We start from the raw sequence: 19,495 nt of genomic DNA, 5'->3' as shown, positions 1-19,495 counted from the left end.
ACCTTCCCTCTTTTGCTGATCATTATTTTAAATTTTTATGTATCACGCTCAGTTAAAAAATTCTGATATATAATTTCGGCTTTCTTTTCCAGTTCCTCAAGTGTTCCATTGTTACGGATAACATAGTCCACCCGCTCAGTAACATTTTCGAAGTTTCGCTGCTTTTTAATTCGCTGTCTTATTTCCGTCTCAGAGCTGTAATCCCGCTGTTTAACACGTTCAATTCGATGATCTTCATCAGCTAATACCAGTACAATATAGTCCAGCAAACCGGGCTCTAAATTTTCCAACAGTAAAGCAGCTTCATAAACGAAAATATCGTATCCTTGTGCTTCAGCTTCCTTCATTTTTTGGGAAGCAGCTGCAGGTAACTTCGGATGCACAATAGCATTCAGCTCTTTAACACGTCCCTTTCCAAATGCTTCATTTGCTAAATGTTTGGTATTTAATTCACCATCATCCAAAAAAGATTCTGATCCAAAACTATCAACCAACTGCTTTTTTACTTCGTCATTAGTTACCATTACTTGTTTGGCAAGCTCATCGGCATTAAGGACATAAGCTCCCAGCTCTGCCCATACATCACATACCGTGGACTTCCCACTCCCAATACCTCCCGTAACGCCTACAGTAATCATTATTCTGTTTTATCGGATGCCGAAATCGAAAGCAGATACTCGTTGATAAACTCATCGAGCTCGCCATCCATAACCGCATCAGTATTAGAAGTTTCGTAATCAGTACGATGATCTTTCACCATATTGTAGGGATGAAATACATACGAACGTATCTGTGACCCCCACTCAATATCCTTTTTCGAATCTTCGAGCTTCTGCTTGTTGCGTTCTTTTATCTGCTTTTCCAACTCGTAAATCTTCGACTTGAGCAACGTCATCGCCTTATCGCGATTCTGTTTCTGGGATCGCTCCTGCTGACATTCCGAAACTACCCGCTCCTCGGTTCCATCAGAAAGCTCTCCCTCCCATATAAGTCGAACAGCGGTTTCTGTTTTATTCACATGCTGACCGCCCGCGCCGCTGGCACGAAAGCGCTGCAGCTCAACTTTGCTCTCATCAATATCTACCTCAATGGTATCATCCACCAAGGGAGACACAAATACCGAACAGAATGAGGTATGTCGCCGCGAATTGCTATCGAAGGGAGAAATACGAACCAACCGATGGACCCCGCTTTCGGCTTTCAAAAATCCATACGCAAACTCTCCCTCAACTTGTATCGTTGCACTTTTCAGTCCGGCAACATCGCCCTGCTGATATTCCATTACGGAAATCTCGTAATCATGCTTCTTTGCCCACCGGGTATACATGCGATAGAGCATTTCGGCCCAATCCTGACTCTCAGTGCCGCCAGCTCCCGGGTTAAAGGTAAGAACGGCATCACGATGATCATCTTCACCACGAAGCATATTTCGCAGCTCAAGATCTTCAACACGTTTCTCAAGCTTTTTGACCTCCCGCTGCAACTCATCCTCTACATCTTCGCCCTCATCCAGAAACTCCTGATAGACCTTGATGCTATCACGCAGCTCATCCAGCCGGTCCCAGCTTTTGACCATACTCTTTTCGTGATCCAGTTTTTTCATAATACGACGGGCTTCGTCGGGATCATCCCAAAAGTTAGGATCCTGCGTCTTCTCTTGTAGCTCTATGATATTTACTTTTCGCTGATCATAGTCAAAGATACCCCCTGAGCGCATCCACACGCTCAAATAATTCAGCAAGATGTTCCGAATTAATCGTTGTTGTACTCACAATAATCCTTCTTTACATTCAAATTTTAAACTTTCGCTATAATTACTTTCGTCCCAGTTTGCTCAGGATATATCCTAAAGCAATACCACCTACAAAACCAATAAGTACGCCTTCTTCGGGATGAGAACGTACATAACGCCGGGCCTCGCGATAATCCCTGTTTATCTCATCTTCAATCTCATCTCGTTCTTTCTTCAGACGATCAATTAATTTTTTATAGCCTTTAATTTTTTCGCGTTTATTCTCTTCGGTTTTTGCTTCACTCTTCTCTTCCGATTTTTCCTTGTTATCAGCCATAATTTCAACTCTTTATTTTAGGTTCGCTCAAAGATACAAATTATGCATCGAATCACATTTTTAAATTATATTTTTTTACTATCTAAAATTCATAAAAAGTGATTCATCTTATTTACATATGGAAACTATAGTTTTAGATATTCCATGAAATTAATTTCCGACATTTTACAACAGTTACAGCGCCATCTCTTTGATACTATAACCTCCAGCAACCTTGTGTATAATACCTGCTGGGAGGATCCTCGGATCGATCGAGCTCTGCTAAACCTCAATTCCAAGAGCAACATACTTATGTTAACCAGTGCCGGTGATAACGCGCTGGATTATCTGCTTGATGATGTTAAGCATATACAATGTGTTGATATTAATCCTACACAAAATGCATTACTGGAACTAAAAAAAGCTTTTTTTGAAAATGAAAACTATGCTTTGTTATGGGACTTTTTTGGAGGAGGAAAGAAATCGGGAGCCGAACTCATCTACCGGCAGCAATTAAGAACATTATTACCAAAAAAGGCGCAACAATTCTGGGATCAAAACATCCACGACTTTAATCCCGATTCTAAAAATGACAGCTTCTATTTTAGCGGCACCTCCGGAAAAGTTGCTCGAACCGTCTATAACCAAATCCAACGAAAAGGATTAACCGCAGCTGTTGAAAATCTTTTATCTGCCAAAAGCTTAGAAGAACAAGCATACTACTTTCATGAAATTGAGCCACAACTCTGGAATCCTTTTTCAGAATGGCTCCTTGGACGTCACGCTACTATGACAATGCTTGGCGTTCCACCCAGTCAACGCAAGATGATTGAACAGCAATACAAAGATGGACTACTGGAATTTATTCGCCAATCTTTGCAAAAGGTATTCACAGAACTGCCTATGACTGATAATTACTTTTGGCATGTTTATCTTACGGGACACTATTCCTCTGACTGCTGCCCTAACTATCTGCTTGAGAAACACTTTCAGACTTTACGAGAGCGTATCCACAGGATAGAAACACAAACTTTCTCACTGTTGCAGGCCTTGCAAAAAAGTAACAAAACCTACTCTCATTTTGTGTTGTTGGACCATCAGGACTGGATGGCATTTACACAACCAGATCAACTTGCTAACCAATGGAGGCAAATATTGGATCACGCCCAAAGTGGTGCACGCATTTTATTTCGATCAGCCATGCCGGAACCCGACTTCTTACCGGGCTTTGTTTTTGATAACATCAGTTTTCACCCAGAATTAACAGAACCATTACACAGAATTGACCGCGTTGGAACCTACGAATCTACATATCTTGCCACCGTGTTATGAGTAATATCTCTGAGATCTCTGTTGCAGAAAAACACACAAAGAATGTTACCAAATATTATCGGTTCCATTCCCGGATATATGATGCTACCCGATGGAGTTTCTTATTCGGGAGAACAGCTCTAATCGAACAAATTCCTGCTTTGCCGGTCAACCCACGTATTTTAGAAGTGGGATGCGGAACGGGCAAAAATCTTATTCACTTAAAACAGCGGTTTCCGGATGCGCAAATTACCGGCGTTGACCTCTCCCCTGATATGCTCGAAAAAGCTCGGGAGAACATTGCAGATTCTTCTATCACCCTAAAAAGAATGCGCTATGGCTCCGCCAATCTGAATAAAAAACCCTACGACCTCATTTTGCTCTCCTACTCGCTGACCATGATGAGAGCCAAATATCCACAGATATTAAAACAGCTAAAAAATGATCTTAACGCGAATGGATTTCTTGCCGTGGTCGATTTCCATACTTCTCCCTTTTCTTGGTTCAGAAAATGGATGGAAATAAATCATGTGGATTTTTCAGGAGATTTGTATCCCCATTTAAAAGAAAACTTTACCTCAATACAAACAAATTTTCACAACGCTTATCTCGGGCTTTGGGACTATTTCCTGTTTGTAGGGAAACAAAATTAAGTGCTATTTAAGAATGAGTTCATCTGCAGCTTTTCTTATCTTAGTTTGCTATGAAAAAAATTGAACAACAGATTGCGCAAATAAAAGAAGAGCTGGATAATTCCCCCAACGACGGAGACCTGCTCAACGAATTAGGCATTGGATATCATATGCTTGGGGAATATGATCAGGCCATCGACTATTACCAACAAGCACTTAATCAAAATCCCAAAGCTGTCAAGATCCATTTTAACCTTGCCAATACCTTTTATGAAAAAAAGGATATTGAAAAGGCCATCAATCACTATTTAAACGCACTGGATATTAAGCCTGATTACGTACCGGCACTAAATAATCTGGCTGATATCTATGAGCTGGCGAATGAAGATGAAAAAGCCCGGGAATTGTTTGAACACATCACCGAGATAAATCCCGAAGATCCTATGGGGTATTTCAACTTGGGTAACCATCATCTGCGAAACAATGATAGCTTGGAAGCGGGACGATGCTACAAAAAAGCAATAGAGCTGGATCCCGAATTTCACGAAGCCTATAACAATATTGGCTTTCTGCTGAAACACCTGGAGCAATACGAAGAGGCTATTTCCTATTTTGAACAATGCCTGGAAATTGAACCCGATTATGAGCCGGCAAAAAAGGATTTGGAAGCCTGTAAAAAAGCATTACAAAACTCCTGAGCTGGAACATTTGAGCTTATTCAAATTATAATAGTAACGTTATTTTGAACTAACTCAGGAGTTTTTATGAAAAACGTTACTAAATTATTCTCGATTTGTTTTGCAATATTCTTAATTACCACAACTGCTTTTGCTCAAAACAAACCTACTGACAGTAATTTTGGGCTAACAGCTTCTTTGCAGGGAAATCAAACCAATCTGCAGGTCCCCATCTGGTTAAACGACAATGTTACCATCGCACCTGTTTTTGGAGTCAATTATCAGCAAGATAATTTCACTTCTATCAACCTGGGTGTTGCACCTCGCTTTTATCAGGATATGGGATCTAATTTCGCCACGTATCTTGGGGCGCGCGGCGTTCTACAGCGCACTTCGCCCGAAATTGGTCCCGAAGACAGCGATTTTCTGCTTGGTGCAACCGGCGGTGGGGAATACTTCCTCGGTAATCATTTTAGTCTTGGAGTAGAAGCACAACTCAATTTTCTGATTAACGATAACGGCGGTGACCGCCTGTCTACAGCAGCAGCCGTAATGGGTACGTATTATTTTTAGCTTCAATCCTGTTTAATACAATAAAACCGTTCCTCAATGGGGAGCAGCTTTATTTATCACGAAAAAAAATTCTTAGAATTCGGTATTTTCCTGGAGTTTATTTCTCTCTTCTATAGGTTACGATAACATTGCAACTTTGCTTGTTTGTTATTTAGTTGGTGGAAATCATTTACATTCAAACTTATCCATATAATGAAGAAACCAGCTGTTACTTTTTTTGGGATTATCATTGCCCTGTTAACCCTCACCCCAGTTGCGGGTGTTTTTGCCCAAGATGATGGCACACGGCTTCTTCGGGAGCCCACCATCAGCGAAGAATATATTGTGTTCGTTTATGCCAATGATCTCTGGATTACTGACCGCAACGGTGGTGATGCCCATAGGCTAACCAGTGGCGATGGCGGCGAAACGAATCCCCATTTTTCACCTGATGGAACAAAAGTTGCTTTTACAGCCCAATATGACGGAAATACCGATGTTTATGTGGTATCTGTGGAAGGCGATCAACCAAAACGCCTTACCTGGCACCCCAGCAACGATCAGGTAACCGGCTGGTCACCCGATGGTCAAAAGGTACTTTTTGTATCGGGACGAAAAGGCGTTCCTACCAAATCATCAACCTTTTATACTATCAATGTAGATGGTGGATTCCCACAGAAGCATAAGATTCCACGTGCGGCTACGGGCGAAATTTCCAGTGATAACTCCTACATTGCCTATCAGCCGGTTTCTTTTTGGGATCCCGAATGGCGTAACTATCGCGGCGGACAGGCAAAGCCAATATGGATAGTTGATCTCAAAACCAATGAACTTCAAACCACACCCCGTGCCAACCGCGAACGTCATATCGATCCCGTATGGATGGATGGTATCGTATATTTCCTCTCAGAGCGCGATTATACCATGAATATCTGGTCATATAATCCCAAAACAGGCGAAAGCGAACAGCAGACTTTCCACTCACAATTCGATGTTAAAAGTCTCGATTCCGGTGATAATACGATCGTTTATGAACAGGGAGGATATATTTATGAACTGGATCCATCTACCGGGGATCACCAACAAATTACCATAAATGTGCAGGGTGACATGACGCAAGCCCGGCCGCGCTGGGTCGATGCCTCACCAACCTCGCTCGATAATGCCACTCTTTCGCCTACCGGCCAGCGTGCCCTGTTCCAATATCGTGGCGAAATCATTACCGTTCCTAAAGAAGAAGGCACGTGGCGTAATCTCAGTAATACCTCTGGTGTGGCCGACCGCTATCCTATATGGTCGCCTGATGGACAGAAAATTGCATGGTTTTCGGACGAAAGTGGCGAATATCAGCTACATATTGCCGACCAAAAAGGACTCGAAGATCCACAGAAAATTAAATTACCGGAACCAACCTTCTTCTTTAAACCGGCCTGGTCGCCCGATGGTCAATATATTGCTTATACCGACACTCATTACCGGCTCTGGTACATAGACGTAGAATCCGGCGAAGCCACCCACGTAGATACGGACGGATATGCCCATCCCGAGCGTACACTCAACCCCAAATGGTCACCTGACGGCCAATGGATAGCCTATGCTAAACGACTTTCGAGTCACTATCGTGTAATTAAAGTGCACAATATACAAACCGATGAAAGTTACCAACTTACTGACGGCATGGCCGATGCAGTCGATCCGGTTTGGGATAAAAACGGCAATTACCTCTACTTTTTGGCAAGTACCGATTTTGGGCTCAATACCGGCTGGCTGGATATGAGTTCCTATGATATGTCTACCACCTACGGACTTTATCTGGTGTTGCTTAATAAGGATACCCCTTCCCCCTTCTTGCCCGAAAGTGATGAAGAGCCTGCTGAAAATGGAAATAACAACGAAAAAGAGCAGCCAGAAAAATCATCTGACGTGCCAGACGTAACAATCGATCCCGAAGGCATTCAAGATCGCATAGTAGCTGCGGATATCCCCGAAGCTGATTACGCCGGCCTCATTGCCGGGCCCGAGAATCATGTGTTTTATCAGCAAGAAGGTAACCTACACCGATACAACGTGCAGGAAGAAAAATCTGAAGAATTTATATCTTCTATCCAAGAGGCTACCACCTCGCATAATCGAAAAAATCTTTTATATCGCAGTAGCGAAACCTGGGGCATCGTACCTACAGTAGGCGGACCGCAAAAACCAGGCGACGGACAAATTGATGTCAGTGATGTTCAGGTCCGCGTTAATCCATTGGACGAATGGGCCCAAATTTTTCGCGAGGGATGGCGATTCCAGCGCGACTTTTTATACGTGGATAACGAACATGGTGCCCCCTGGCAAAAAATCTATGAGTGGTATAAACCCTGGGTTGATCACATTCGGCATCGCTCGGATATGAGCTACCTTATTGATATTCTGGGCGGTGAAATATCGGTTGGCCACTCGTATACTTACGGCGGTGACTATCCTGATCTTGATCAAGTTTCCATTGGGTTACTCGGTGCCGACCTCGAAGAACATGATGGACGGTATCGTATCAAGAAAATTTACAGCGATGAGAGCTGGAACCCCAGCTTACATGCTCCTCTTGCTCAACCCGGAATCGATGTCGAAGAAGGCGACTATATTCTCGCTGTAAATGGCCGTGAACTGCAGGCCCCAACCAATCCTTTTCGACTGTTCGAAGAAACGGCAGAACGTAACACGATTTTGACCGTAAGCAGTTCTCCCACCATGGACGAGACCCAAAATATATCGGTAAAACCAGTCTCTGACGAAGGCGACCTGCGTCTACGTAACTGGATAGAAACTAACCGCCAAAAAGTTGATGCAATGTCTGATGGCAGACTTGCCTATGTCTGGCTTCCGAACACCGGACAGGGAGGTTATGAAGCCTTTAACCGCTACTATTTTGCGCAGCAAGATAAAGACGGCGTGGTTATTGACGAACGAAATAACGGAGGCGGATCAGCAGCAGACTACATGATCGACGTCATGGATCGTGAGTTACTGGGATATTTTAACAGCAAAGCAGGTGATAAATATCCTCCCTTTACAACTCCGATGGCTGGCCTGTGGGGACCCAAAGTAATGGTTATCAATGAGCGTGCTGGGTCAGGAGGCGATCTGTTGCCATATATGTTCCGTGAAAAAGAAATCGGCCCTCTTATTGGAACGCGCACCTGGGGCGGCTTGGTTGGTACATGGGATACTCCCCCATTTATAGACGGTGGAGGTATGATTGCCCCCCGCGGCGGATTTTTCAATACTGAGGGGGAGTGGGATGTTGAGGACGAAGGCGTTAGCCCCGATATTCAGGTTATGCAAAAACCCAGTGCCGTGATAAATGGAGAAGATCCCCAACTGGAGCGTTCGGTTGATGAAGCCTTAAAATTGCTTGAAAAACACAATATCGAACTCAAAGAAGAGCCGCAACCACCCAATAAATGGAAACGAGCAGACAAAACTAAGGGATGGAACTAAATCATTCTTAACCTCAAAAAAGCCCTGCTGTTAATACCGGGCTTTTCTATTGAAATATATTATTCCTCAAATCACTAAACTCAATAAGCATTAGCACCTGTAATTTCCTACCTTTACACTTCATTATTTTGAAGCAAATTATTTAACTATGGAATTTTTTAGTCGAAAACTTATTAAACCTCAAGATTTAAACGCCCATGGCACACTGTTCGGCGGGTCGGTACTAAGTTGGGTTGATGAAGAATCAGCAATATTTGTTACCTGTCAGCTCGATAAAGGAAATATTGTCACCAAATATATGTCCGAGATTGATTTCGTAAGCTCGGCAGGGCTCGGTGATATTATCGAAATTGGAATGGAAACAGTTAAGTTCGGCAGGAGCTCAATAACAGTCCGATGTGAAGTACGCCATAAATTTACCAAAGAAACCATTATCAAGATCGATAAAATTGTATTTGTACATCTTGTAGATGGCAAACCGGCGCCCCATGGAGTCAACGAAGCTCAAAACGAATAACTTAGATATTCACCAATATGAGAAAGGTAATAATATTTGAGCTTATCCATTTTCATTTTGTTAATTTTTAGTCCATTATTTACACACAGTGCTTAAATATGTCCGCTAAAGCAATATCATCTAAGACAGGAGATTCTACATGAATTATCAGTTTATCGATCCCGATAAAATTTCCAATATGCTTTTCAAAGACTCAGAATATGTCGTCGAGTTTTGTGAAGCGGGAGTTACTTCTTTTGATGAGTTTATTGAGAACTATCGAATACATCTATTAGACAGGAATATGGCGGACCTCCGAAAAGCGGGTCACAAAATTAAGCCCGGTGCCCAAATGATGGGAGCCGATGAGGTCGTAGATGAATATGAGCACGCTAAAAGCCTGCTCAACGACAATGCCGACGATGAAGAACTGGAAAAATCAGTTGATAAAATGAGTAACATCTGTGCGACTATTAAGAAGGAACTAACACACCTTGCCAATTCACTGAATTGACATTTGTTGCCAAATAGTATCTATATTTCGGGCAGAACATTAGAAATTTAAAACCCAAACCTAAGAGATAGTGAGTATTTTAGTCACCGGCGGTGCCGGATTTATTGGCAGCCATACGGTTGTAGAACTGTTAGAAAATAACGAAGACGTCATCGTTGTTGATAATCTTAGCAATAGTAAGAAAGAAGCTCTTAACCGTGTAGAGGAAATTACCGGCAAATCATTAACCTTTTACAAAACTGATCTTCTTGATAAAGAAGGTTTAGACGATATTTTTAGCAACCATAAGATCGATTCGGTTATTCATTTTGCCGGTTATAAAGCCGTGGGAGAATCGGTAGAAAAACCGCTGATGTACTATCATAACAATATCACCGGCACTATTTATCTCTGTGAGGTAATGAAAGAGCACAAAGTTACCAACATCGTGTTTAGCTCTTCATCAACTGTTTACGGTGATCCCCATGAAGTACCCGTGAAAGAAGACTTTCCCGTTTCGGCTACCAATCCATACGGACGCACAAAACTTTTTATTGAGGAAATTCTTCGCGACCTTCATACTGCCAATAACAGTTGGAATGTAGCACTGCTAAGGTACTTTAATCCTGTAGGGGCACATCCCAGCGGTAAAATCGGAGAAGATCCCAACGATATCCCCAATAATCTAATGCCTTATATAACACAGGTTGCTGTGGGAAAACTCGAAAAGCTTTCTGTTTTCGGGGATGATTATCCCACGCCCGATGGCACCGGTGTTCGCGATTATATACATGTTGTAGATCTGGCGAAAGGTCACCTTAGCGCCCTTAAAAAGCTTGAAGAAAACCCAGGTGTAGTAACCTATAATCTTGGTACCGGAACCGGCTACAGCGTGTTAGATGTCGTAAAAGCGTTTGAAAAAGCTTCAGGAAAAGAAATCCCCTACGAAATTACCGATCGGCGGGCTGGCGATATTGCTATCAATTTTGCAGACCCATCGAAAGCCGAACAAGAACTGGGATGGAAAGCTGAGTACGACTTGGTAGATATGTGCCGTGACTCGTGGCGCTGGCAATCACAAAATCCCGATGGATACTAATCCATTACGAATCAAAATCCCTTTTTACGGCCAGAAAGATAATGTGATAATCCACGGAAATCTTTCCTTCTGTTGAAGAGTCCCAGTGATCAATAAGAAGTGACATCTCTTTTGATGTTAGCTGTCGCCCCTGTTTAAGAGTATCCATGCCGAGGTTTTTAAGTTCATCAAAAAAATCCTTAGCACTTTCATATTCTCGCGTGATGGTGTCCTCATAGTAATCAACCTGCGCAGGACCAACAGACATTTTGATAACCATCTCTTCGACATCGGGCAACTCGTTGGCTGTGAACGGCAGCCCCAACTCCTCACAATATTTTCTCCATTTTGAGAAGCTCTCATTCCCGGGAAAGGAAGCCAATAACAACCCGCCTGGTTTTGTAATTTGCAACCACTTTGCCAGCGTTTGTGCCGGGTGATCAAACCAGTGTGCCGTAAATCCACTCACCGTCATAGCATAGTGCGGATCGTCAAATTCGGGCACCTGCTCTGCATCCGATACCTTAAACGATAGATTATCATGATCGGCAAATTTACTGCTACAAAACTCAATCATTCCCTCCGAAAGATCAGTAACTTCAATTTCTCTATCGGGATACAAATCAATCACTCCCTTTGTCACGAATCCTGTTCCAGCCCCCAATTCAATAATTGGTCCTGAAGGAATAATATCTCTCCACGGCTGCAGCGAGGCAATAAGTCGATCTGCCACCTCCTTTTGTACGGATGCATGTTCATCGTAATGCGAAGCGGCTTTGCTAAAAGAATCAGCTATTGCTCGTTTAACATCATTATTAGTTGCTGTCTGCTGGTCATCCATATACAAATTCTATCAACAAAAAGTCTTATTCCTGCGATGCTATATTGTCTTGATCTTGCTGCCAAGTCGAATCACTCTTAAAAGTACGAATCATAGCCCTGAACTGTCGTACAAAGCGACGCTTATCGTACTTAGGAGCAAATTGAGCGAACTCCATCATAAACAAACGCTGCGACTCCTCATCATATACCGTTAAATTAACAAACGGGCCCGCCATGGCATCATTTGTCATCGTCCAAACGCCCAGGGTCTCAAACGCTAAATCATCATTATATATAAACTGTTCTGTTTCATGTGGACGGTTATACGCAGTTGTTACATACGATTCCTCGCGTGAACCGCGAATCCACTGTTCATTGAGAGAATCTCTTTTGGTATTAATCCAGTCTTCATCAATATGATTAGCATTATCCATTTCTCTCCACCACATCCAAAACCAGCGATCGTTTTGAGGTAACGGACGTCGCATCGTCATGAAATGCTGTCGAACCCCATTATCAGAATACGTAGTATCGATGTTTTTAATCCAATCGTGTTGAATGCGCATCCGCCATCCTTCATGCTCCCACAAGCTGTCCGCAAGAGCAACTTGCTCACCGCGATCATAAATCTCCCGGGTGTAGCGCTGTATTTCTTTTTCAATTAAATTATCCGTTAACGTTTCTTGGGAATTTCGAATTTGCTGAGCAAGCGTTGAATCCGACTGCCCGGATAAAAGCATGAGCCACTGGTCCCGATACCAGTGATTCTTCAACGGAAAGGCAAATGACTCACCTTCTCGCACTTGACGTTCAATTTCATCGCTCAGCAAAGCACGTATTAAATCTGCAGTATTAGTGCTGTCGGAGATAGGCGCCGCTACAATAATATTTTTATATCGCTTAAGCTGTTCCAGTTGTTGATTGGTATTAAAATCCTGAAAACGAAGATCAAAACGAGGCGGCTTTCCGGGAATCGTCTGAATCCATCCGCCAAATGTTTCGCGCAAAGCCTCAGCCGTCTCACTTTCAAACTTTGTTGAATCCATTACCACAACAACTTCACCAAAACTTCCGCGAGCTTTTTGTCTATAATCGCCCTCACAGCCCACCCAAACGGCCACGAGGAGGAAAAGTACTGATAGTTTTAATACTGATTTCATAGCCTTAATAATGACATTAAAATTTTACTCTTTACCATACTTCAACCTTCTAACAAATGCAAACACCTCATCCTTCCATCCCTCTTCCGGATAATGCTCCCGGATGGTATCAATTAATGCACTTCCTACAATAAAGCCATCCATATCAGCGGCTATGCGCTGAGCATCTTCGTGGGATTTGATGCCGAATCCAACCATTTTAGGGTTTTTAGTCACATTCTGCTTCACGCGATCAATAAATCGCTGGACGGACTTCGCCACTTCATTACCCTCTCGGACTCCTGTAACCCCCGTAACCGACACGCAGTATACAAACCCCTGTGATTGCTCATCAATTTTGCGCATACGCTCATCAGAAGTATTCGGAGCCACCAGGTAAATAATAGGCAACTCATTTTTAACAGCTTCCTCTTTCAAAATACCCGACTCTTCAATGGGAATATCCGGAATAATTAATCCATCAACACCGGCTTCAGCCGCATCTTCGCAAAAAGCTTCCACACCATACCGTAACACCGGGTTGATATACCCCATCAAAATAATGGGAATCTGAGACTTCTCCCGCACTTGCTCTACAATATGCAAAATTTTCTTCATCGTGATTCCCTGCTCAATCGCCACGTTGCTGGAGTATTGAATGGTAGGGCCATCCGCCAGGGGATCGCTAAATGGCATCCCCAGTTCGACCAAGTCCACGCCGTTCTCCTCAAATCCCAGTATGAGATCAACAGTTGCTTGTGGATCTGGATAACCCGCCGTTAAAAAAAGGCTCATAATTTTTTCCGAGTCATCGTGACGTTCAAAAAGTTGTGCTATTCTGTTTTCTGTCTGAATCATTAAGAATCTAAGTTTACAGATCCCAACCCCGAAAACTATCGGAACAGGATTATATGTTGCAATGAAAGTTATTAATTAGTGCTAATCCGTTAAATCCACTTTATCAGTGTTCTATATGCTTCGAAATGGTACCCATATCTTTATCGCCGCGACCGGAACAATTCAACACTACAATTTCATCTTTGGAGGTCTTGGGCATCAGCTCATCCAGATACGCTATTGCATGAGCCGTTTCCAATGCCGGTATAATGCCTTCCGTTTCGGAAAGTAATTTCACTCCTTCCATGGCCTGATTATCCGTAATGGCTTTATAATTAACCCGTTTTGTTTTGTATAGATACGAATGCTCGGGACCAATGCCCGGGTAATCAAGTCCGGCTGAAATCGAATGCGCCAGCTGAATTTGCCCCTCCGAATTATGTAGTAAATAGCTCATCGATCCATGCAGTACTCCGGGTTGACCGATGGTCAATGTTGCTGCTGTCTCATCAGTATCAGCCCCTAACCCAGCAGCTTCAAGTCCATACATTTGCACCGATTCATCTTCGATAAAGGGATAGAAAATACCTATTGCATTCGACCCACCGCCCACACAAGCAAGTAAATAATCGGGCGTTTCTCGCCCCTCGGCTTCTGCCAATTGGCTGCGAGTTTCATCCCCAATTACCCGGTGGAAGTTGCGTACCATCTTGGGATACGGATGCGGTCCAACAACTGATCCGATGATGTAAAATGTATCCTCCACGTTTGTTACCCAATCGCGAATTGCTTCGTTGGTAGCATCCTTTAGCGTCTGCGAGCCACTGGTAACAGGACGTACTTCTGTTCCCAGTAATCGCATTCGTTCGACATTCAATTTCTGGCGCTCCATATCTTCAGCGCCCATATACACAATACAATCAACGCCAAATTTAGCGCAGGCCGTTGCCGTCGCCACGCCATGTTGACCAGCACCAGTCTCCGCAATAATACGATCTTTACCCATGCGTTGGGCCAACAAAATCTGTCCGATAGCATTATTTATTTTATGGGCTCCGGTATGACACAGATCTTCGCGCTTTAAATAAATTTTTGCTTTCCCATAGTGATCGGTCAGGCGGTTGGCATAGGTCAGCTTCGTCGGACGTCCCACATATTCATTTAGCAGCTCTCGGTATTCCTTTTGAAAAGAATCGTCATTCCAAGCATCTTCATATGCCTCTTCTAATTCCTCCAATACGGGAATCAAAATTTCCGGGACAAATTTGCCTCCAAAATCACCGTAATATCCTTCCTTAGTTGGTAAATCGTACTTCATTATTTATGATCTTAATTTAAATATCATCCTGAACTTGTTTCAGGATCTATGAGAATCATTTATTTTTAGATGCTGAAATAAATTCAGCATGACACGTGCTTTTAAACTCTAATTTTTACTTAATAACCATCCGCCAAAACTTTGGCGTAGGCAGACTCATTACTCACTACTACAATTCCCCTACCTCCTGCTTCTCCCAGATATCGCGCATCTCCTCCATAAACGCATCAACCTTGTCGAAATCTTTCACTCCGGGTTCAGCTTCTAATCCGCTCGAAACGTCCACCGCATACGGATGAACCTTTCTACATGCCTCACGAATATTATCCGGATTCAGTCCTCCCGCCAAGAAATATGGCATACCCTGAGAAACTTCATCCAAAATAGACCAGTCAAATATCTGTCCCGTGCCGCCCCATTTGCCATCCACTTTTGTATCAAAAAGCAAGTATTCAACGTGATCTAAAAACGGGTCAATACGTTCATTTAGATCAGAGGCTGTATCTTTCTCCTCAACGTGTATAGCTTTGATCACCGGCTTATCAATCAGCGAACAGTAATCAGAATTTTCGTTGCCGTGTAGCTGTACAAAATCAATCCCCGTCTGACGTGCAATCATATTGACATCATCCAACGGCTGATTCACAAAAACGCCCACACATTTGGGCCCGTGCAACCAGTTAATCATTGCACCGGCCTTTGCAGGTGTAACGTGGCGGGGACTATCTTCATAAAATACAAATCCCATATAATGCGCCAGTGCTCCCGAAACAAAGCGGGCATCTTCCAGCGAAGTGATTCCACAAATTTTTACTTTTGTTCGTTCTTCCGGATCTGCAAACATTTACTCTTCAGCTTCTTTAGTAATTAAATTTTTCAATTTCGATTTCATCTCCTTCACCGCCTTCCCGGGATCGGACTGACGCATAAAATATTCTCCAATTAATGCAGCATCGATATCCTCATCATAAAGCAACTGTAAATCTTCCGGTTTTCCGAGTCCGCTTTCGGATACCAGTACCGTATCCTCAGGGGCCTTATGCAGCAACTCAATCCCCCGATGCAAGTCAACCTCAAACGACCGCAAATCACGATTATTAACCCCCAAAATATCAACATGTTCAAAGTTAACATATTCGATATCGTCTTCCGAATAACATTCAACCAATGCTTGTAAGCCAAACTCTTTAGTGGCGTGTAAAAGTTCATCAAGCTGACTCCCCTCCGTAATAGTCGCAATTAATAACACCGCATCCGCGCCATAAGCCTTAGCTTCTTTCACTTGATAAGGATCAACAATAAAGTCTTTGCGCAGCAATGGTATAGAAACTTCCTTAGAAACAGTTTCTAAATAATCAAGACTCCCTTTAAACGCAGGTTCATCGGTTAATACAGAAATAGCAGAAGCACCTCCCTCCTGATACTGGTCAGCTATTTTTTGCGGATCAAAATCGGGACGAATGAGTCCTTTCGAAGGAGATGCTTTTTTGATTTCAGCAATAATAGCCACATCATTTTCAAGCTGCAACGCATCGGCAAAATCTCGTGGAGCCTGTTCAAAAAGCTCCATATCTCCCAAATCATTAAAGCTTACCTTACCCTTCCGCTTTTTAAGGTCAATTTTTGTCTGTTCAACTATTTCATCTAAAATATTGGCCATAATTTACCCTATCTCGCAACATCATTTGAGGCTTCAATATATTTGTGCAATGCTTCTTTCGCTTTGCCGGATCGCAGACTTTCTACCGCAAGTTTACGTGCTTCGGTCAGATTATCCACTTTACCCGAGGCGTGAATTCCAAAAGTGGCATTCAGCAGAATAATATTCCGCTGGGGATCAGTGGCTTTATTATCCAGAATAGAACGAATGATATTCGCATTGTATTTAGCATCTCCGCCCTGTAAGAATTCTAACTCCGTCCACTCAAAATCCAGTGAACGTGGGTCAAAGGTCGTCGACTCTTTTACCATATTGTGATTAAGTTCGTAAATCTCCGATTGCGCAGCCAAACTTACCTCATCCAACCCATCATGGGCATTTACCGTATAGGCGAACTCTGTCTCCAGATTTGCGAGGATATGGGCAATTTCTCGGGCCACTTCCCTGCTATAGGCACCGATCATTTGACGCTTTACCCCGGCTGGATTCATCAACGGTCCAAGAATATTGAAAAAGGTTCGAATACCCATCGTGCGACGTGCCGACATCACATGCTTCATGGCAGGATGGAAATTGGGAGCAAACATAAATACAAGTCCCGCCTCTTCAAATACCTGCTCTACTTCCTCTTTGTTCAAATCAATAACAGCACCGAGTTCTTCCAACACATCAGCGCTTCCACTTTTACTTGATACACTTCGATTCCCGTGTTTAAGCACTGGCACTCCAGCACCGGCCACTACAAACATTGAGGCGGTGGAAATATTAAACGTCCCCGAACTGTCTCCACCGGTCCCACAAAGGTCGACTGCTCTATCTACATTCACCTCTGGCTTTATGGCTGCTTCCCGCATTACGCGAACAAAAGCGGTGAGCTCTTGTGTGGTTTCCCCTTTAGTTCGCATGGCAGTTAAAAAAGCGGCAATCTGTTCATCCGGGACCTCTCCGGTTATGATTCTTTGCAACGCACTTTTCGCCTCATTAGCATCAAGATCTTCTTTTCGAACAACCTTATCTAAAATTGAACTAAACGCTATAACTTTATGCATTTCAATTATTTAAATACTTCAATTAAAATTTTTTTGTGACGGTATGTACATTATTCTAATGTGAAATTATTCAGCAATTTTATACTCCAGCTCCAACCAGTTTTTTACAATATTTGGACCCTCTTTCGTAAGGATACTTTCCGGATGAAACTGGATTCCTTCAAGCGGATATTCACGATGTCGCAATCCCATAATCACTTCATCATCACTTCGCGCTGAGATCTCTAATTCATCAGGTATATGATTGGGATCCAATACCAATGAATGATATCGAGTAGCTGTAAAATTATCCGAGATATTTCGAAATACTGTTTTTCCATCGTGCTTAATAGCAGACGTCTTTCCGTGCATCAATTTCGGAGCGTGAGTTACTTTCCCCCCAAACACTTCACCAATGGCCTGATGGCCAAGACAAACCCCCAAAATCGGCTTCTCATGCCCCAACTCTTTGATAAGCGACTCGGTGATCCCTGCATCAGCAGGTCGGCCGGGACCGGGCGAAATAAGTATCCTGTCGGGATTCAGCTCTTTCACTTCCTCCACAGTGAGATCATCATTACGGATCACCTTGTAGTCATCCGTATACTCCGCCACGATATGCACCAGGTTGTAAGTAAAAGAGTCGTAATTGTCGATAATTAAGATCATTTTGATGTTTGTTTAGCTCAATATCATCCTAAAGATTGTTTCAGATTTTTTAAGACAACATGCAGATGATGTCATCCCCCTTAATCCCCCTTCAAAGGGGGACAAGTCAATTTATAAAATCATACGTTTTAAACAGCCCCGTGACCTCGCGGACAGGTTCCATTACCTCTTCTGCCCTTTCACGGGCTTTTTTCCCTCCTTCTTTGAGAATGTCACGAACCGTATCCAGATCCTGTTCCAGTTCTTTACGCTTAGCTCGCGCTTCTGCAAAATACTCTTCGATCATACCCAACAATTCTTTCTTGGCATGACCATAGCCGTATCCCCCAGCCCGATACTTCTCGGCGATTTCATTTTGTTTCTCCTCATCCGCAAAAAGCTTAATCAATGCAAACACATTACAGCTTTCTGGGTCTTTGGGTTCATCCAGCGGCGTTGAATCTGTCTGTATTGACATCACTTTTTTCTTTAGCTCTTTTCCCTCATCAAAAATGCCAATCGTATTGCCATAAGACTTGCTCATCTTCTGTCCATCAATTCCAGGCACTACGGCCACTGATTCCAAAATATGTGGTTCGGGTAGCTTCAAATAATCATCCCCATAATTGTGGTTAAATTTCCCGGCTAAATCACGACAAATTTCTATATTTTGCTTTTGATCTTGACCCACAGGCACCAAATCTGCATTGTACATCAATATATCGGCTGCCTGTAAGATCGGGTAAGTAAACAAACCTATATTCGGTTTCAGTCCCTGCGCAACCTTATCTTTATAAGCCACGCCTTTTTCCATCAGGCTAACGGGACAAAAGGTACCTAAAATCCATGCAAGCTCAGCGTGCTGAGGCACATCGCTCTGGGCAAAAAAAGTCGCTTTATTGGGATCTAATCCCAATGCCAGGTAATCAAGTGCTACATCTATGGTATTTTGATAAATTTCTTCACCGTCATTAATAGATGTCAATGAGTGATAGTTCGCAATAAAATAAAAGGCATTGCCTTCTTCCTGCATCTCGATATGTTGACGCAGTGCTCCAAAGTAGTTACCTAAATGAAGTTTCCCTGACGATTGTATGCCTGATAATATTGTTTTCATTGGTACCTAATTTTTCTGATTTAATCTGTTTGTACTTTATACTAATCATACTAAAATCAATCTCCCTAAATCCCTCTTCTCCAAGAGGGACTTTTTTCTTTGAAGAAATAACTAATTTGATCCATGAGTTCCTCCTTGGAGAAGGAGGTCAGGAGG

At 42.9% G+C, this 19,495-nt stretch carries 20 protein-coding genes; 8 read left to right on the top strand and 12 right to left on the bottom strand.

What is annotated here, in order from left to right:
- Nucleotides 1–35 precede the first annotated feature (35 nt).
- From coaE to ACQ4LT_RS10525, 3 genes are all read right to left on the bottom strand, one after another.
- A complete protein-coding gene (gene coaE, locus ACQ4LT_RS10535) occupies nt 36–638 on the bottom strand; it encodes a dephospho-CoA kinase (RefSeq protein WP_445666002.1) in 603 nt (200 codons plus the stop codon).
- Nucleotides 638–1,757, bottom strand: a protein-coding gene (gene prfB, locus ACQ4LT_RS10530) for a peptide chain release factor 2 (protein ID WP_445666159.1) whose coding sequence is annotated in 2 segments (ribosomal slippage) — nt 638–1,696 and nt 1,698–1,757 — 1,119 coding nt in all. Because the reading frame shifts where the segments join, the coding sequence is not laid out codon by codon here. The genes coaE and prfB overlap by 1 nt, the downstream gene beginning before the upstream one ends.
- Nucleotides 1,758–1,814: 57 nt before the next feature.
- Complete coding sequence (locus tag ACQ4LT_RS10525; RefSeq protein WP_445666001.1) at nt 1,815–2,069, bottom strand: DUF883 family protein; 255 nt, start codon at nt 2,067–2,069, stop codon at nt 1,815–1,817.
- Nucleotides 2,070–2,213: 144 nt separating this feature from the next.
- Between ACQ4LT_RS10525 and ACQ4LT_RS10520 the strand changes: the two genes are divergently transcribed.
- From ACQ4LT_RS10520 to galE, 8 genes are all read left to right on the top strand, one after another.
- A complete protein-coding gene (locus tag ACQ4LT_RS10520; protein WP_445666000.1) occupies nt 2,214–3,380 on the top strand; it encodes a DUF3419 family protein in 1,167 nt (388 codons plus the stop codon).
- Nucleotides 3,377–4,012, top strand: coding sequence for a class I SAM-dependent methyltransferase (locus ACQ4LT_RS10515; protein WP_445665999.1), 636 nt, complete (start codon nt 3,377–3,379; stop codon nt 4,010–4,012). Before ACQ4LT_RS10520 ends, ACQ4LT_RS10515 begins: the two co-directional genes overlap by 4 nt.
- Nucleotides 4,013–4,062: 50 nt before the next feature.
- A complete protein-coding gene (locus ACQ4LT_RS10510; RefSeq protein WP_445665998.1) occupies nt 4,063–4,689 on the top strand; it encodes a tetratricopeptide repeat protein in 627 nt (208 codons plus the stop codon).
- A gap of 66 nt (nt 4,690–4,755) precedes the next feature.
- The gene (locus tag ACQ4LT_RS10505) at nt 4,756–5,241 is read left to right on the top strand and encodes a hypothetical protein (RefSeq protein WP_445665997.1); all 486 of its coding nucleotides are present in this window, start codon (nt 4,756–4,758) and stop codon (nt 5,239–5,241) included.
- A gap of 192 nt (nt 5,242–5,433) precedes the next feature.
- On the top strand, nt 5,434–8,703 hold the full coding sequence (locus ACQ4LT_RS10500) for a S41 family peptidase (RefSeq protein ID WP_445665996.1): 3,270 nt from the start codon (nt 5,434–5,436) through the stop codon (nt 8,701–8,703).
- A 148-nt stretch (nt 8,704–8,851) separates the two neighbouring features.
- Nucleotides 8,852–9,220, top strand: a complete 369-nt coding sequence (locus tag ACQ4LT_RS10495; protein ID WP_445665995.1) for an acyl-CoA thioesterase — start codon at nt 8,852–8,854, stop codon at nt 9,218–9,220.
- 139 nt (nt 9,221–9,359) lie between these two features.
- The gene (locus ACQ4LT_RS10490) at nt 9,360–9,713 is read left to right on the top strand and encodes a taurine dioxygenase (RefSeq protein ID WP_445665994.1); all 354 of its coding nucleotides are present in this window, start codon (nt 9,360–9,362) and stop codon (nt 9,711–9,713) included.
- A gap of 70 nt (nt 9,714–9,783) precedes the next feature.
- Nucleotides 9,784–10,791, top strand: coding sequence for a UDP-glucose 4-epimerase GalE (gene galE, locus ACQ4LT_RS10485; protein ID WP_445665993.1), 1,008 nt, complete (start codon nt 9,784–9,786; stop codon nt 10,789–10,791).
- Between the two features lie 4 nt (nt 10,792–10,795).
- On the opposite strand, the gene ACQ4LT_RS10480 is transcribed toward galE, so the two are convergent.
- From ACQ4LT_RS10480 to trpS, 9 genes are all read right to left on the bottom strand, one after another.
- Complete coding sequence (locus tag ACQ4LT_RS10480) at nt 10,796–11,611, bottom strand: methyltransferase domain-containing protein (protein ID WP_445665992.1); 816 nt, start codon at nt 11,609–11,611, stop codon at nt 10,796–10,798.
- A 25-nt stretch (nt 11,612–11,636) separates the two neighbouring features.
- Nucleotides 11,637–12,752: a DUF4837 family protein gene (locus tag ACQ4LT_RS10475; RefSeq protein WP_445665990.1), complete on the bottom strand. Its 1,116-nt coding sequence runs from the start codon at nt 12,750–12,752 to the stop codon at nt 11,637–11,639.
- A gap of 24 nt (nt 12,753–12,776) precedes the next feature.
- Nucleotides 12,777–13,589 carry a tryptophan synthase subunit alpha gene (gene trpA / locus ACQ4LT_RS10470; protein WP_445665989.1) on the bottom strand — a complete coding sequence of 271 codons (813 nt, stop codon included), beginning with the start codon at nt 13,587–13,589 and terminating at the stop codon, nt 12,777–12,779.
- Between the two features lie 103 nt (nt 13,590–13,692).
- Nucleotides 13,693–14,886 (bottom strand): tryptophan synthase subunit beta, encoded by a 1,194-nt coding sequence (gene trpB, locus ACQ4LT_RS10465; protein ID WP_445665988.1) that lies wholly within the window; start codon nt 14,884–14,886, stop codon nt 13,693–13,695.
- A gap of 169 nt (nt 14,887–15,055) precedes the next feature.
- Nucleotides 15,056–15,730, bottom strand: coding sequence for a phosphoribosylanthranilate isomerase (locus tag ACQ4LT_RS10460; RefSeq protein ID WP_445665987.1), 675 nt, complete (start codon nt 15,728–15,730; stop codon nt 15,056–15,058).
- Nucleotides 15,731–16,546, bottom strand: a complete 816-nt coding sequence (gene trpC / locus ACQ4LT_RS10455; RefSeq protein ID WP_445665986.1) for an indole-3-glycerol phosphate synthase TrpC — start codon at nt 16,544–16,546, stop codon at nt 15,731–15,733. It lies immediately after the preceding gene.
- A gap of 8 nt (nt 16,547–16,554) precedes the next feature.
- Nucleotides 16,555–17,595: an anthranilate phosphoribosyltransferase gene (gene trpD / locus ACQ4LT_RS10450; protein ID WP_445665985.1), complete on the bottom strand. Its 1,041-nt coding sequence runs from the start codon at nt 17,593–17,595 to the stop codon at nt 16,555–16,557.
- 66 nt (nt 17,596–17,661) lie between these two features.
- Nucleotides 17,662–18,243 (bottom strand): anthranilate synthase component II, encoded by a 582-nt coding sequence (locus ACQ4LT_RS10445; RefSeq protein WP_445665984.1) that lies wholly within the window; start codon nt 18,241–18,243, stop codon nt 17,662–17,664.
- A 106-nt stretch (nt 18,244–18,349) separates the two neighbouring features.
- Entirely contained in the window at nt 18,350–19,339 is a 990-nt protein-coding gene (trpS, locus tag ACQ4LT_RS10440) for a tryptophan--tRNA ligase (RefSeq protein ID WP_445665983.1), read from the bottom strand.
- Nucleotides 19,340–19,495 lie beyond the last annotated feature (156 nt).

This window comes from Fodinibius sp. AD559, assembly GCF_052712805.1.
The sequence above is the reverse complement of the archived record's forward strand: the minus strand, read 5'-3'. Positions and strand labels throughout refer to the sequence as shown.